Raw genomic sequence first — 14,937 nt, forward strand, 5'->3', positions numbered from 1 at the left:
GTCCCTCACCGCCCGCCGAGTTCCCGGATGCGGTTGGCCACGGCGCTGGTGTTGAAACCGGCCGCGCCGCCCGGCGCGAGCGCCAGCGCGCGCTGGTAATAGGTGAGCGCGAGCTTGGGCTGGTTGATCCGGTCCAGGCCCACGGCCAGGTTGAACGCGTTCTCGGCGCTCTGCGGCGTCACCGCATAGGCCTTGAAGTACTGCTGCTGCGCTTCGGACCAGCGCCCCTGGCGGGCGTACAGGTGGCCCAGCGCCGACAGGGCCGATGCGGCTTCCGGGTTGAGGTTGATGATGCGGCGCAGGCGCGCCTCGGTCTGGACCGGGTCGGCCTGGCGGATCGCAACCAGTCCGGCCAGTGCGTCGGCATCGTTCGGGTCCGCATCGAGCAGCCGCGCGTAGATGTCGGCCGCGCGTTCCGGCTGGCGGTCGCGCAACGCGATCGCGGCGGCGCCGAACAGCACGTCGCGGTTGCGCGGGTCGGTCTGCAGCAGGGCGTTGTACTGCTCGCGCGCGACGTCGATATCGCCCTGTCGCAGCGCGGCGTAGGCCGACTGCAGCGCCGGGTTGACCTCGCCGGACGTGGTGCGCTGCTGTACCTGCACCGGTGCGTTGCCGCTGGTGGTGGGCGGCATGGCCGCGACCGGTGAAGTGGTGACGCCGGAAGATGCCGGTGCTTGCGGGACTGCCGGCGGCGTCGTGGAAGGCGTGATGGTTACGCCGGAAGCCGCACCGGGGTTCGCCGCCGCGGCGGCTTCGGCCGCCTGGCGGTCGATGCGCGCATAGTCTTCCGGCGTCATGCCCTGCATTTGTTCGGGAGTTGGCGGCGGCACTGCTTGCGGGGCGGCGGCCACTGCCGGCGCCTGCTGCTGGACCGGAGCCGGGGCCGGGACAGGCGCGCCAGCGGCGGCGGGCGCTGGCACGGGGGCGGCGGTAACAGGCTGGGCCGGCGCTGCCGACATGTCCGGCGGGGTATAGGCCTGCGCCTCGTAGCCGGGCGCCGCCGGGTAGGCGGGGGCAGCGCCGGGGGCGACCACGATGGCGCCGCTTTCAGGTTGCGCCGGCATCGCGGTGCTGCCGGCCATGCCTGGCATCGGCACCGGCGGCAGGTTCTTGCTGGAGCCCGGGCCATACACGGCGCGCCAGTACAGGTAGCCGAAGGTCGCCACGATCAGGAACAGGATCCCCAGCAGCGCGGCAAGGCGCATCGTGCGCGGATTGGGTGCGCGCATGGGCGCCGCCGGCGCCTGCCGTGGCGGCTGGACAGGCGGGGGCGTACCGGTGCGCGAACGCTGGCGCGCCGCCTCTGCGCGTGCAGCGCGTGCGGCACCCGCTTGCGGCGGCACCGGCTTGCGTGCGTTCGCGGTCGGCGGGCCTTCGCCGGGCGGCTCGCTGGCGGCGGGCGGCACCGCCGTGTGCATGGCGTCGGCAATATCGGCCGGATCTTGCGGCTCGTTCCAGTTGGGGACGGGCAGGTCGGGGAGGGTGGCGTCGTGGGCAGGCGCCGGCGGATCGATCGGTTCCAGGCTGAAGTCGGCGGCGTCCGCGGGAACGTCCAGTTTTACCGGGTCGGTCGCGCGGCGGTTGCGCGGCAGCGGCTCCTGCGGCGCCAGTTCCAGCACCTCGTCGTATTCCTCGGAAGGCTTGACCAGGTCATCTTCGCCCGCGTGGCTGCGCTTCGCCTGCTCCGCCTTCTTCAGCGCCTGCATCAATAGGCTCATGGCTTTTGCCCTTTCACGCGGCGCGGATCGGTGGCCGGCTCGGAATACGGATGCTGGTTGATCCGGTCCTCGTTCGGCAGCAGGTAGCGGTAGTTGCGGTAGTCGCCGTTCACGCTGGCGCTCTTGACCACCACCGGGCGGATAAAGATCACCAGCTCGGTCTTGCTGCTGGTCTCGTTACGGTACGAGAACAGGTTGCCGATCAGGGGCACGCGGCTGACCAGCGGGATGCCGTCGCGGGTATTGTCCGCCGAATCCTGCATCAGGCCGCCCAGCATCGCGATATCGCCGCTGAACACCTTGAGCACGGACTCCACTTCGCGCGCCTGGATGACCGGCACGCGGCTGACCACGTTCTCGGCGGCCAGCGCCGGGTTGGGGTCCTGCTCGAAGCCGACCACGCGCGTGATCGTCGGACGCACGTTCAGGGTGACTTCGTCGGTGTCCGCGATCTGCGGCGTCACGCTCATCACAAAGCCGACCGGCACCGTTTCGAGCTTGGATTCATAAGTGGCCGGCGTGGCGATCACGCCGTTCGTGCCGACCACCGCAGGGGTTACCTTGATCGTGAAGAAGACATTGTTGTCGACCACCTTGAGCATGGCGGTCTGGTTGTTCAGGACACTGATCTTGGGGCTGGACAGCACCTTGACCTTGCCGAACGATTCGAGCAACTGCACCGCGGTGCTGATATTGCCCAGCGCCGATTCCGGATTCAGGTAGTTGAGCGTGAAGATGCCGGGCGTCGACCCGATCGCAATGCCGGAGGGCAGGGTGCCGATGCGGCCCTGCGTCAGGTTCAGTCCCCCCGAGCCCAGACGGCTCCAGTTGATGCCCTGCTGGTAATCGTCCGACAGGCGCACTTCGATCACGGTGGCCTCGATCAGCACCTGGCGCCGCGCGCTGGAAAGCACGATGTCGAGGAATTCCTGGATCTTCTCGTGCTGGCGCCCGGTCGCGCGCACCGTCAGCAGCCCGCTCTCCGGATTGATGATCACCGAAGACAGGTCGCGCTCGCGCGTGCCGGCCGTACCCGATGCGCCGCCGAACGCCGCGATGACGTTTTCCGGCGGCGTCGTTTGCAGCGGCGGCGCGGCCGGCTGGAAGGTGCCGGGCTGCTGCTGCGCGGTGCCGCCCTGCGCGCCTTGCGCCTGGGCGGACGATTGCGACGGCGCCTGCTGGGTGGGCGAGGTGCGCGCATTGATGGCGGTGAGCGGATCGGCCAGGGTCGAATCGCGCAGCATGTCGCGCACGTTGCGCTCCAGGTTGGCCCAGAAGTTGTTCTCGGAGCGGTTCACCACTTCCGTGGTCGAGTTGTTGTTGCCGGATCCGGTGGATTGCCCGCCGTAGGACGGCTGCTGCTGCGACTGCTGCGAACCCTGGGTCTGCGACGCGTAGCCCGACTGCTGCGGTCCGCCGCCGGTGGTCGAAATCTGGGTGGCGATATTGATGGAGCTGTTGGTGCTGCGCGCCATGTTCACATAGTCGATCTTGTAGTTGCGCCACTCGGGCGTGTCGCGCTCGACCACCAGCGTGCCGTTCTCGATCCGGTAGCGCATGTCCACCTGGCGCGAGATGCGGTGCAGCAGCTGGGGCAGGGTCTGGTCGATCGCGTTCAGCGTCACCTCGCCCTGGATGCCCGGATGGACATCGACATTCATGCCGGCGTCGCGCGCCAGCGCGAACAGCACCGACTGCACCGGCACGCCGGTCACGCTCACGCTGTAGGTCTGCACCTGCGGCGCGGCCTTGGGCGGAGGCAGGGGGGCCGACTGGGCCACGTCGGGAATGGTGCCGCCCACGCGTGGCGCTTCGCTCACGTGCGCCATCGACCCCGGCAACGTGGTGGTGACGCAGCCCGAAAACAGCGGGCAGGCCAGCAAGGCGAGAGATGTCTTTTTGATCATATGAACCATGTCCTGATAATGGCTGAAAAACAACTCTTCAGCAAATGAGCCGCCCTCAATCGTGCCGCGCACCGGGCGCCAGCCAGCGCACCCCGCCCAGCAGCGCCGCGCCCATGCGCGGCAGCGCGGCGCGCGGCCGGAACGGGCTGTCGCGCAGCGCCGCTTGCGCGTGTCGCAGTTCGACCCGGCGCGCGTCGTCGATATAGGCCGCCAGCAGCGCCTTGTCGGCCAGGATGCTGATCCGGCGCACCACGCCGCGCGCCGCGCGCGAGATGCAGCGGGTGGCGCCGACCGAGAACACGCGCTCGCCGCGGTAGCCCGCGGCATGCAGGCGGAACGCGAGGAAGTCGTACACCGTAGGCTCCGGCATCAGCGGTACGGAAAAGCTTTGCGTGATGCGTTCGCGCAGCTGGCGCATGTGCGGCAGGTCCAGGTGGCGGTCCAGCTCCGGCTGCCCGAACAGCACGATCTGCAGCAGCTTGTCGCGCGATGTTTCCAGGTTCGACAGCAGGCGCAACTCCTCCAGGGTCTCGAGAGGCATGGCCTGCGCCTCCTCGACCAGCAGCACGACCTGGCGGCCGCGCTCGTGGCGCGCGATCAGGTCCGCCTGCACCAGCCGGATCGCCTCGTCCAGCCGCAGCCCCGCGGTGTGCAGCCCCAGTTCGCTGGCCACCGCGTGGCAGACCTCGCGCGGCAACAGGGTCGGGTTGGCGATGTAGATGATGTCGATGTGCGGCGCCAGCCGGTGTTCCAGCATCCGGCACAGCATGGTCTTGCCGCTCCCTACCTCGCCGGTCACCTTGACGAAGCCTTCGCCGGCCTCGATCGCGCAGCACAGGGCCTCGAGCAGCTCCCCGCGCATATTTCCTTCAAAAAAGAAGTCCGGGTTCGGCGTGATGCCGAACGGCGGTTCCCGAAGGCCGAAGTGGTCCAGGTACATGGCGGGGGTCTAGTGAATGCAGCGCAGGAAGGCTTGTTCTAATGAGCTTGCATCGTAGCGCGCCCTGCAATCGGATGGCGTCCCGGTGAACAGCAGCCGTCCACGGTCGAGTATCGCGACCCGGTCGCACAGCTCTTCCACGTCGGCCAGCGCGTGGGAGGTGAAGAACACGGTGCGTCCCTGTTCGCGCAGCCGCCGGAACTGGCGCTTGACCAGTGCCCGCGCCTTGGGGTCGAGCCCGCTTGCCGGCTCATCCAAGATATAGAGCTGCTTCCCGGCCATCAGGCAGGCGGCCAGTCCCAGCTTCTGGGCCATCCCTTTGGACATTTGCCGGGCCCGTTTGTCGAGCACGCCGCGCTCGAGTTCCAGCTCGCCCAGCAGGGCCAGCGCGGCCGCTTCGTCATAGGGCAGGCCGTGCAGCCGTAGCATGTAGCGCAGGAAGTCGCGGCCGGTCAGGTAGTACGGCGGCGCGAAGCGTTCGGGAAGGTAGCCCAGCGGCGAGCGTGAGGCGCTGTCGCGGTGGTCGATGCCGCAGATCTCGATGGTGCCGGCATCGGGGCGCGTGAAGTCCAGCAGGCAGCGCAACAGGCTGGTCTTGCCGGCCCCGTTGACGCCGACCAGCGCCACGCATTCGCCGGCGCCGACCTGCAGGTCGACGGCGTCGAGCACGCGGGCGCCTCCGTACTCCTTGGCAACCCCGGAAAAGTTGAGGACAGTGGCGTTCATGGCGATGTGGTCAAAGTGGTCCTGCCGACTCTAGCGGAATTGAATGCATTACGACAACACGATTGGCCGGGGCGATGTGTTCTGGAATAGAATGACCGTTGGCATTCAATTAGAAAAACAAGGCGCTCGCGCCGTTCGTCCAAGGGTTGGTATGGCTAGGCCAGAAAAAGTTCGCCTCGGGGAGATCCTCGTCCAGCAAAAACTGCTGTCCGAAGAGCAGCTGGCGCAAGCGCTGCAGGAGCAAAAGCGCAGCGGGCGCAAGCTGGGCCGCGTGTTCATCGAGAACGGGTTTGTTACCGAGGAGCAAATCTCCGGCGCACTGGCGCGGCAGTTGGCCATCCCTTACATCAACCTCAAGTTCTACAACACCAGCCCGGACGTCGTGCGCCTGCTGCCCGAAACGGCTGCACGCCGCTTCCGCGCGATCGTGCTGGAAGACCGCCGCGGTTCGCTGCTGGTTGGCCTGTCCGACCCGACCGACCTGTTCGCGTACGACGAGATCACAAGGCTGGTGAAACAGAACATCGAGCTGGCCGTCGTGAACGAAACCGAAGTCCTGGCCGCGATCGACCGCATCTACCGCCGTACCGAGGAAATCACCGACTTTGCGCGCGAGCTGGAGCAGGACCTGGGCGACAGCTACGTCGACTTCGGAGCGCTGGCCGGCAACACCAACCTCGAAGAAGCGCCGATCGTCAAGCTGCTGCAATCGGTGTTCGATGACGCCACCCAGGTGCGCGCATCGGACATCCACATCGAACCGCAGGAGGCGCGCCTGCAGATCCGCTTCCGCATCGACGGCGTGCTGCACCTGCAGACCGAGGCGGACATCAAGATCGCCACGCCGCTGGCGCTGCGCCTGAAGCTCATGTCCGACCTGGACATCTCGGAAAAACGCCTGCCCCAGGACGGCCGCTTCGTGATCAAGGTGCGCAACCAGCGCATCGACGTTCGTATCTCGACCATGCCGACCCAGTACGGCGAGTCGGTCGTGATGCGTTTGCTGAACCAGGCCGGGATGACGCTGCGGCTGGACGCCATCGGCATGCCGCGCACGCTGGTCGAGCGCTTCCGCTCGATCGTCGCGCGCCCGAACGGGCTGGTGCTGGTGACCGGGCCGACCGGTAGCGGCAAGACCACCACTTTATATAGTGCGCTGGCGGAGCTGAACTCGGTCGAAAAGAAGCTGATCACGGTCGAGGACCCAGTCGAATACCGGCTGCCGGGCATCAACCAGGTGCAGGTCAACGAAAAGATCGACCTGTCCTTCGCCAAGGTGCTGCGCTCGGCGCTGCGCCAGGACCCGGACATCGTGCTGGTCGGCGAGATGCGCGACCAGGAGACAGCCCAGATCGGCCTGCGCGCCGCGATGACCGGCCACCTGGTGCTGTCCACGCTGCACACCAACGATGCCGCCAGCACGCCGCTGCGCCTGATGGATATGGGCGTGCCACGCTACATGGTCGGCAGCTCGCTGCAGGCGGTGCTGGCGCAGCGCCTGGTGCGCGTGATCTGCGAGAGCTGCACCACCGAATATGATCCGACGCCGACCGAGCGCGAATGGCTGCGCTCCGAACTGCACGAGCATGCCGCCACCACGCGCTTCCAGTACGGGAAAGGCTGCTCGCACTGCAACGGCATGGGCTACCGCGGCAGGACGGGCGTGTACGAACTGCTCGAGATGACGTCGCATGTGGTGGACGCTGCCAATCATCCCGATCCGACCCACTTCCTGAAAGCGGCGCACGCGGAGATGCGCGGCGAAACGCTGCGCCGCCATGCCGTGCAGCTGGCGGTGCAGGGCAGGACCACGGTGTCCGAGGCGATGCGCATCAGTAACCAGCTCGAGGACTGATCGGTGCCTTTCTACGCCTACAAGGGACGCAACGCGCGCGGCGAATTGATGCAGGGCGTGCTGGAAGGCGCCGACAGCGGAGCGGTCGCCGACCAGCTGTTCAGCACCGGCGTGACGCCGATCGAGATCAGCGAAACCAAGCGCGCGGTCTCGGACGGCAAGATGACGGTGTGGGAGCGTCTCACCGAGAAGAAGCCCACCTCGATGGACGTGCAACTGTTCAGCCGCCAGATGTACACCCTGCTCAAGTCGGGCGTGCCCATCATGCGCGGGCTGGCGGGATTGCAGGAGTCGGCGATCAGCAAGTCCTTCGCGCGCGTGATCAAGGACCTGCGCGAGTCGCTGGACTCGGGCCGCGAGCTGTCCTCGGCGATGCGCCGCCACGAAGGCGTGTTCGACAACTTCTACCTGTCCATGGTGCGGGTGGGCGAGATGACCGGCCGCCTCGACGACGTGTTCCTGCGCCTGTTCAATCATCTTGAATTCGAGCGCGACATGCGCGACCGGGTCAAATCGGCCATGCGCTACCCGAGCTTTGTGCTGATTGCGATGGTCATTGCAATGTTCGTGGTGAACCTGCTGGTCATTCCCCAATTCACCAAGGTGTTCGCCTCACTCAAGGTCGAGCTGCCGATCATGACCCGGATCCTGATCGGCACGTCGAACTTCACCACCACGTACTGGCCGGTGATGCTGGTGGGCGCGATCGCGGCGTTCTTCCTCGTTCGGGCCTGGATTGCCACCCCGTCCGGGCGCTTCACATGGGACAAGAAGAAGCTGAAAATCCCGATCGCCGGAAAGATCATCCTGAAGGCGACGATGGCGCGGTTCGCGCGCAGCTTTGCCCTGTCCTCCAAAAGCGGCGTGCCGATTGTCCAGGCGCTGACGGTCGTGTCGCAGACGGTGGACAACGCCTACCTCTCGGCCCGCATCGAACAGATGCGCGACGGCGTCGAACGTGGCGAAAGCATCCTGCGGACCTCGGTGGCCGCCGGCGTATTTACCCCGATCGTGCTGCAGATGATCGCTGTTGGCGAGGAGACTGGCTCGCTTGACGACTTGATGGATGAGATCGCGGCCTTGTACGAACGCGAAGTGGACTACGAACTGAAGACACTATCGGCGCAGATCGAACCCTTGCTGATCGTTTTCCTGGGCGTGATGGTGACCATCCTGGCGCTGGGCATTTTTGTGCCGCTGTGGGACATGGGGAAGGCTGCGCTGCCTAAATGAAGGGTTCGCTTTCGCGCAAATACAACGCTACCAGCCTGCTACGGTCACTCCTGCTGTTCAAGATGCTTGAACTTCTGGTCGTCATCTTTGTACTGTCATCCCTCTATTACGTGCTCATTGACCGGGTCATGTATTACCGCAAGCAGTACGAACAAGCAGAGGTCAGTTGGACGCTGGCGGCAATCAATAGTGCCAGACGCACCGAGCTTGCCATGGACGAAGTCTACCGTGCGCTTGGGCGCAAGGCGCATCCGGCACGGATTCGCTCAAAGCACGGAAACCCGATACAACTGATGAATCCCCAGCCGCGTAATTACATTGGGGAAATATGCGATCCGGATATCCGGGTCATCGAAGGCGGTAGCTGGTACTTTGATAAATGTAATTCTTGGTTGGTATATGTGTTTTCTAACGAAAAGATTTTTTCTCGGGAGTATCCGAAGGTGCTGAAATTCAATGTAGAATCGCTACGCTTGCTCACTGATCCTGCGGAGACTCAATAAGCGTTTCTCTACGGAAATTTTACGGGTGCAGTGAAAACATAAATAGTAACCTGAGAGAAATCTGGAGAACCTGAAAAATGAAAATGAAATATAAAGCCAGCGCCAAGCAGGCCGGTTTCACGCTGATCGAGCTGATCGTCGTTATCGTCATCCTGGGCATCATGGCCGCGACCGCTCTGCCGAAGTTCGTTGACATGGGCACCGAAGCGCGCATCGCCAAGATGCAGGCTGCTGCTGGTTCGATCAAGTCTGCGGCGGCAATGCAGTATGCGAAGACCGCTGCGACCGGGACGGCGAGCTACCCGGACGCCGCAACCGTGATGGCGGAAGCCGGCCTGGGCGATTATGTTGTCGCTGGCGCGGACGTCACCCCGGATGCAGGCCATGCTGACTGCAAGATCACCTACGTTCCAGCGGACGGCACGGTTACTGTCTCCGGCCTGACCACCGCGAACTGCGATTAAGCCAGAGCACGTAGAATAACAGGCCAAGACACAACGGTGTCTTGGCCTGTTTTACTTGGAAAACAGATTCGAATGCGTCGAGCAATCCCTGCTGGATTTACCATGGTTGAGCTGATTGTTGTAATCGTGCTCATTGGTATTATCTCCACGGTTGCCGTTTCCCGCTTTCAGGACACCCGGCAATTCACTGCATTATCGTTTTCCCAGGAAATCAAATCGCTCGCACAGTTCGGCCAGAAACTGGCCATCGCGCAGAATCGAGCCGTGTTTCTTGCCGTGTCCGCATCGCGAGCAGCCCTGTGTTATGACGCCGCGTGTACCCAGCCGGTGGTTTCTGCTGCGATGGGCAATAGTAAGCGCACAGCAACCGTCACCGCGTGCGCCAACACTTCCTGGCTCTGCGAGGGCACCCCTGGGGCGCTGGCGATGACATCGACTTCACCTGCAATGTTCTTCAATGCTGTCGGGCGGCCGTTCGCTTCGGGTGACTCCACGGCGTCCGACACCTCTACGTTCGCTAACTTCATCATTACCATTACTGGCGGTGAAGCGCCTCAGACGGTCACCATCGAGCGGGAAACCGGCTATGTCCACTAAGCGCCGCCAGTTGGGCGTCACGCTGGTCGAGCTGATCGTATTTGTTGTGATTGTCTCGATAGCGGTAGCCGGGATCCTTGGCGTGATGAGCCTCACGACGGCGCAGAGCGCGGACCCGCTGCGCCGCAAGCAGGCGCTGATGATTGCCGAAAGCCTGATGGAAGAAGTGCAGATGGCCGATTTCACGGTATGCGATCCGGCCTCGCCCGATGCAAATAATGCGACCAATGCCTTTGAATGCGCGATCGCGGAAAACTGGGGTCCGGAGGCGGGCAATTCGCGGCCCTTTGATAATGTCAACGATTATGTCGGCGGGTCCGGCACGCCAAGCACGGTTTTCATGGCTGGCCAGAATATCATCGACGCCACCGGCAGCGCATTCAATGTCACCGGTTATAGCGCCACGGTGACTATTACGCCCACGACGCTGGGCGGCATTGGTGGGGGCGGCGCATCCGCCGATACCGCCGTGCTGCACATCCGGGTGGCGGTCTCCTATGACGGCGCCAACTCCATTGTCCTCGACGGTTACAGGACCCGCCATGCGCCAGTCATCTAGGCACGCGCAGCCTGGCTTCACGCTGGTCGAGATGATCGTGACGATCGTCCTGCTGGGGATCGTCGCGTCCATGGTCGCGGTCTTCATCCGCGCGCCGGCGCAGGGCTACAGCGATGCCGTGGGCCGCGCCGAAATGTCCGACCTGGCCGATACGGTCATGCGCCGCATCGCACGCGACATCCGCATCGCGTTGCCGAACTCGGTGCGGGTCTCCGGCGATGGCCGCAGCATCGAAATGCTGGCCACGCGCACGGGCGGACGCTATCTCAGGGAAGAAGACGGGGCGTCGCCTGCCTTGCCGGTACTGGATTTCCTGCGTCCTGCGAATACCACTTTTACCCTGGTGGGCGATGTCCCCAGCGGCAAACAGGCGATCGTCTCCGGTGACCGCGTGGTGGTGTTCAACCTCGGTCCGGGCTATTCGCCGGCCGACGCCTACGCAGGCGGCAACAGCGCCGCCGTGGTATCGGTGGACGCGGCCAGCAAAGTTGTCACCCTCGCTTCCAACCCATTCGGGAACCAGGCGCCGCCGATGCCGTCTCCCAGCGGGCGCTTCCAGGTCGTGAGCGGACCGGTGCGCTATGTCTGCGCGCCCGGAGCAAACGGTTCGGGCACACTGCGCCGCCATTCCGGCTATGCGATCGTGCCCTCGATCGCAACGGCGCCCGCGGGCGGTGTCAGCGCGCTTGCCGCGAACTGGGTCACCGGCTGCCAGTTCAACTACGTATCCCTCGCCAATACGAGGACGGCGCTGGTGGTGGTGACGCTGACGCTGCAAAAGCCGGGCGGCGCGGACGGCCCGATGACACTGACCCATCAGGTCCACGTGGACAATACGCCATGAATGCGCGTTTCATTCCCACGCGCCGCCAGCAGGGCATCGGGCTGGTGACCGCCGTCTTCCTTCTGGTGGTCCTGGCCGGGCTCGGCGTGGCCATGGTCAGCATCTTCCGCGCGCAACAGGCCACCACGGCGCTCGACGTAATGGGTGTGCGCGCCTATCTGGCCGCACGCGCCGGCGCAGAGTGGGGCATCTACCAGCAGAGGATCGTCAACTCGTGTGCGCCATCGACGACGTTTGCCATGCCTGCCGGGACGTCGCTGACGGGCTTCAGCGTGACCGTCAACTGCACGCAGGTGACGCAGGCGGGCATCAACCGCTACCGCGTCACCGCTACCGCCTGCAACCCGCCGGGAGCCGGTGGCTGCCCCAACGCCGCGGTGACGGCCGACTACGTGCAGCGCGTGGTCGATGTCCGATTCGGAGAATGATTTTGCTTCGCACCTTCCTTGCCCTGATCCTGGTCGCACTGGCCGCAATCGCGCAGGCCCAGACGCCCGTCTCGCTGTACGAGAGCTTCGCCGGCAACGTGAATTTTACGGGGACGCAGAAGACCATCCGTACCGGCAGCAACCAGACCAGCCCGTGCTCGGTGGTGAGCCAGAATACCTATGTGTCGGCAACATTGTCGGGCATCCCGAGCGGCGCAACCGTGCTGCGCGCCATCCTGTACTGGGCGGGTTCCGGCGCCACCCCGGATTACAGCGTGGCGCTGGAGAACACGACGGTCAACGCGCCTGTCAATCGCCAGTACCGGGTCACCGCGAACGGCCGCAGCTATTTTGGCGGTGCTGCCGACGTGACGAGCTATGTGGCATCGCGCGGCAACGGCACCTACCGCTTCCGCCGCCTGACCGTCGATACCCAGAGTGCCTACTGCCAGGTGGAAGGCGTCACCGGCGGCTTCGCGCTGCTGGTGGTGTATTCGCACGCGAGCGAACCGTTCCGCGTCCTGAACGTCTACGAAGGCTTCCAGCCGACCTACTACAGCAACGTGATCCTGTCGCTGTCGAACTTCCGCATTCCGAACCCGCTGGGCAGCGCCACCGGCCGCATCGGGCACATCACGTGGGAGGGCGACTCGACGCTGGGCAACACCAACGCGGAGGACCTGTTCTTCAACGAGGTCGAGCTGTACGACACTCGCAATCCGCGCTACAACCAGTTCAACTCATCGAGCAACATCAATAACGATGCGGCATCCTACGGCATCGATTTCGATGCCTACACGGTTGCCTATCCCACCATCCAGGCGGGCCAGACCGTCGCCACCACGCGCTACCAGTCGGGGCAGGACTTGGTGCTGCTGCATTCGGAAGTGGTGGCGGTGCCTAACGTGCCGGTGTCGGACCTGGCCACGACGATGACGGTGGCGAACCAGATGATGACGCTGAACGTCAACAACAGCTATACGATCCGCGTGACCAACAACGGGCCCAACACAGAGCCCGGACCCATCGTCGTCACCGACATGATCGCTCCGGAACTGGCCATCGTCTCGGTGGCGGGGACCGGCTGGAGCTGCACGACCAGCGGCAGGCTGGTGACATGTACGCGGGCAGGCACGCTGGCTGCAGGCGCCGTCACCAATCCGATCACGATTACCGTGCGCCCGACTGTCAGTCCGCCGATCATCAGCAACAGCGCCACGGCGACCGGACAGAACTTCGACAACAACGAGGAAAACAGCACCGCCACGGTCGTGACCGGCGGCGCCGCCGGCGACTACGTCTTTACCGATGCCCCGTGCACGCCCGGCCTGGCGTTTTCCGATGCGAACCAGCCATGCAAACTGTATCAGTGGGATACGCTGGTCGCGGGAACGGACGCCACCAATATCTACATCACGGCGCTCGATACCAATGGCCGGCCCAAGAAGCTGCATAACAACCAGGCCGTGACGGTGAACTTCTATTTTGGCCTGTCCTGCATTAACCCGGCGACGACAGCGAACGTGGTACCGACCTTCACTGCGCGCAATCCCATGACGGTCTGCGCGCCGAACGGCACCAAGCCCGTGGGCACGCGCAATTCGGCGGTCACCTTTGCCGGCGGATTGGCCAGCAGTTCGGTCGCGTACAGTTTCCGGTACCAGGACGTCGGCCAGGTGCAGCTGTACATGGTGGACGACAACAACAACATGGGCAGCAGCAGTGCATTTGTCGTCAAACCGGACAAGATCGTGCTCAGCAACATCCTGCAGACCAGCACCTCGGCAGCCAACCCGGCCGCGACGACGCCCACCGGCGCCAAATTCGTTCGCGCGGGAGAAGCGTTCTCGATGACGATCTCTGCGCGCTCCGCCACGAACGCCGTCACCCCGAACTTCGGGCGCGAACTCGTGCCGGAAACGTTCAAGCTGGTGAGCAGCGGCGCCATCGATCCGGCCACTTCCGCCGTGTTCGCGGAAATGACCAATATTCCGGGAATCTCGGGCAGCTTCGGCGCCATCACGGCGGGTCAGGCATCCGGGGCGAACTTCTCCTGGCCGGAGGTCGGCATCCTGAGCCTGATCGGCGGCATCGCCAGCGCGAACTACCTGAACAGCGGCGACGTGCCGGGCGAGTCCGTCAACGTGGGACGCTTCTTCCCCCATCATTTCGATACCGTGACCGACGAGCCCATGCCAACCTGTCCGGCCTCCATGGCATGTCCTGCCGGCGTCGGCGCGGCTTACTCGGGACAGCCGTTCGAGGTCGAGGTCAGCGCGCGCAATGCGGCCAATGCCATCACCGCCAACTACAATGGCAGGTTTGCGCGCCAGGTCACGCTGAGCGCATGGAGCGCAAATGGTTCGGGATCCCAGAACCCGCCGGCCAGCCCGGTCGGCTCGGTGCTGTCCAATCCGACGGTCGCGGCGACCGCCTTCGACAACGGCACCGCGACTGTGGCGACGCCCGCATACACCTTCCCCAACGCCTTCACCAGCACCGCCCCACGGGGAACGAACGGGGCGCTGGATTGGGTTCCTCCCACCACCATTTACCTGCGCGCCATCGAGGCGGCGGACAGCACGGTGACATCGGCCATCGGCGCCGGTTCGCAGGAGGGGCCCATCCACATTGTCGCCGGACGCCTGCTGGTGCCCAACGCCTACGGTTCCGACCTGATCAATCTGCCGGTCGAAGTACGTGCGCAATACTGGAGCGGCGCGCGCTGGGAGAACAGTATTACCGACAGCCTGGCGCTCACCGCGATGGCCAGCGTGGTCACGCCGACAGCCGCCAACCTGGAGTTCTCGGGCTGCACCGGCGGTTTTGCCGCCAACTGCGCCACCGCCTTGTCGGCAGCGTCGGCGGCGGGGTTCGCCCTCGAATCGGGGGCGGGGACCTTCCGGCTGCGCCCCCCGGGGGCGGCGGGGAGTGTCCTCATGAAGGTGAACGGCATCCCGTGGCTGCCAAGTACCGCCGGCAAGATCGTTTTCGGCGTCAAAAAAGCGCCGGTCGACTATATCCGCGAGGTGTACTGACGTCTTTTTCCGACAGTCATCATGGGTATGAGATACGGGGAAACAAATTGTATGAATTTGTCATGTTTCCCAATATAATCAAGCAATTAATCAGCAATTCTCGATTGGAATTGCTCAAGTTGACT

Annotated in this window: 13 protein-coding genes; 9 read left to right on the top strand and 4 right to left on the bottom strand. The window is 64.5% G+C overall.

The window, feature by feature from the left end; genetic code table 11:
* Positions 1-5 precede the first annotated feature (5 nt).
* The 4 genes from ACFSQR_RS12005 to ACFSQR_RS12020 are packed head-to-tail and all read right to left on the bottom strand — an operon-like array spanning position 6 to position 5,291.
* Entirely contained in the window at positions 6-1,718 is a 1,713-nt protein-coding gene (locus tag ACFSQR_RS12005) for a tetratricopeptide repeat protein (protein ID WP_377730039.1), read from the bottom strand.
* Positions 1,715-3,625, bottom strand: a complete 1,911-nt coding sequence (mshL, locus tag ACFSQR_RS12010; RefSeq protein ID WP_377730040.1) for a pilus (MSHA type) biogenesis protein MshL — start codon at positions 3,623-3,625, stop codon at positions 1,715-1,717. The genes ACFSQR_RS12005 and mshL overlap by 4 nt, the downstream gene beginning before the upstream one ends.
* A 55-nt stretch (positions 3,626-3,680) precedes the next feature.
* Positions 3,681-4,565 carry an ExeA family protein gene (locus tag ACFSQR_RS12015; protein WP_377730042.1) on the bottom strand — a complete coding sequence of 295 codons (885 nt, stop codon included), beginning with the start codon at positions 4,563-4,565 and terminating at the stop codon, positions 3,681-3,683.
* Between the two features lie 9 nt (positions 4,566-4,574).
* A complete protein-coding gene (locus tag ACFSQR_RS12020) occupies positions 4,575-5,291 on the bottom strand; it encodes an ABC transporter ATP-binding protein (protein ID WP_377730044.1) in 717 nt (238 codons plus the stop codon).
* 151 nt (positions 5,292-5,442) lie between these two features.
* Here ACFSQR_RS12020 and ACFSQR_RS12025 point away from each other — a divergent pair, with 151 nt between their 5' ends.
* The 9 genes from ACFSQR_RS12025 to ACFSQR_RS12065 all read left to right on the top strand — a co-directional run bounded on the left by ACFSQR_RS12025 (position 5,443) and on the right by ACFSQR_RS12065 (position 14,812).
* Positions 5,443-7,146 (top strand): GspE/PulE family protein, encoded by a 1,704-nt coding sequence (locus tag ACFSQR_RS12025; protein WP_377730045.1) that lies wholly within the window; start codon positions 5,443-5,445, stop codon positions 7,144-7,146.
* A gap of 3 nt (positions 7,147-7,149) precedes the next feature.
* On the top strand, positions 7,150-8,379 hold the full coding sequence (locus tag ACFSQR_RS12030; RefSeq protein ID WP_377730046.1) for a type II secretion system F family protein: 1,230 nt from the start codon (positions 7,150-7,152) through the stop codon (positions 8,377-8,379).
* A complete protein-coding gene (locus ACFSQR_RS12035; protein ID WP_377730047.1) occupies positions 8,376-8,882 on the top strand; it encodes a hypothetical protein in 507 nt (168 codons plus the stop codon). The genes ACFSQR_RS12030 and ACFSQR_RS12035 overlap by 4 nt, the downstream gene beginning before the upstream one ends.
* Positions 8,883-8,965: 83 nt before the next feature.
* Entirely contained in the window at positions 8,966-9,346 is a 381-nt protein-coding gene (locus tag ACFSQR_RS12040; RefSeq protein WP_377730048.1) for a type IV pilin protein, read from the top strand.
* Positions 9,347-9,418: 72 nt separating this feature from the next.
* Positions 9,419-9,943 (top strand): prepilin-type N-terminal cleavage/methylation domain-containing protein, encoded by a 525-nt coding sequence (locus tag ACFSQR_RS12045; protein ID WP_377730050.1) that lies wholly within the window; start codon positions 9,419-9,421, stop codon positions 9,941-9,943.
* Positions 9,933-10,502, top strand: a complete 570-nt coding sequence (locus ACFSQR_RS12050) for a prepilin-type N-terminal cleavage/methylation domain-containing protein (protein WP_377730052.1) — start codon at positions 9,933-9,935, stop codon at positions 10,500-10,502. Before ACFSQR_RS12045 ends, ACFSQR_RS12050 begins: the two co-directional genes overlap by 11 nt.
* Complete coding sequence (locus ACFSQR_RS12055; protein ID WP_377730054.1) at positions 10,486-11,346, top strand: type II secretion system protein J; 861 nt, start codon at positions 10,486-10,488, stop codon at positions 11,344-11,346. Before ACFSQR_RS12050 ends, ACFSQR_RS12055 begins: the two co-directional genes overlap by 17 nt.
* A complete protein-coding gene (locus ACFSQR_RS12060; RefSeq protein ID WP_377730055.1) occupies positions 11,343-11,774 on the top strand; it encodes an agglutinin biogenesis protein MshP in 432 nt (143 codons plus the stop codon). The genes ACFSQR_RS12055 and ACFSQR_RS12060 overlap by 4 nt, the downstream gene beginning before the upstream one ends.
* Positions 11,771-14,812 (top strand): DUF6701 domain-containing protein, encoded by a 3,042-nt coding sequence (locus ACFSQR_RS12065; RefSeq protein ID WP_377730056.1) that lies wholly within the window; start codon positions 11,771-11,773, stop codon positions 14,810-14,812. The genes ACFSQR_RS12060 and ACFSQR_RS12065 overlap by 4 nt, the downstream gene beginning before the upstream one ends.
* The last annotated feature ends 125 nt before the right edge of the window (positions 14,813-14,937 follow it).

Source organism: Pseudoduganella sp. GCM10020061, from assembly GCF_042683405.1.
In the GTDB taxonomy this organism is placed as follows: Bacteria; Pseudomonadota; Gammaproteobacteria; order Burkholderiales; family Burkholderiaceae_D; genus Telluria.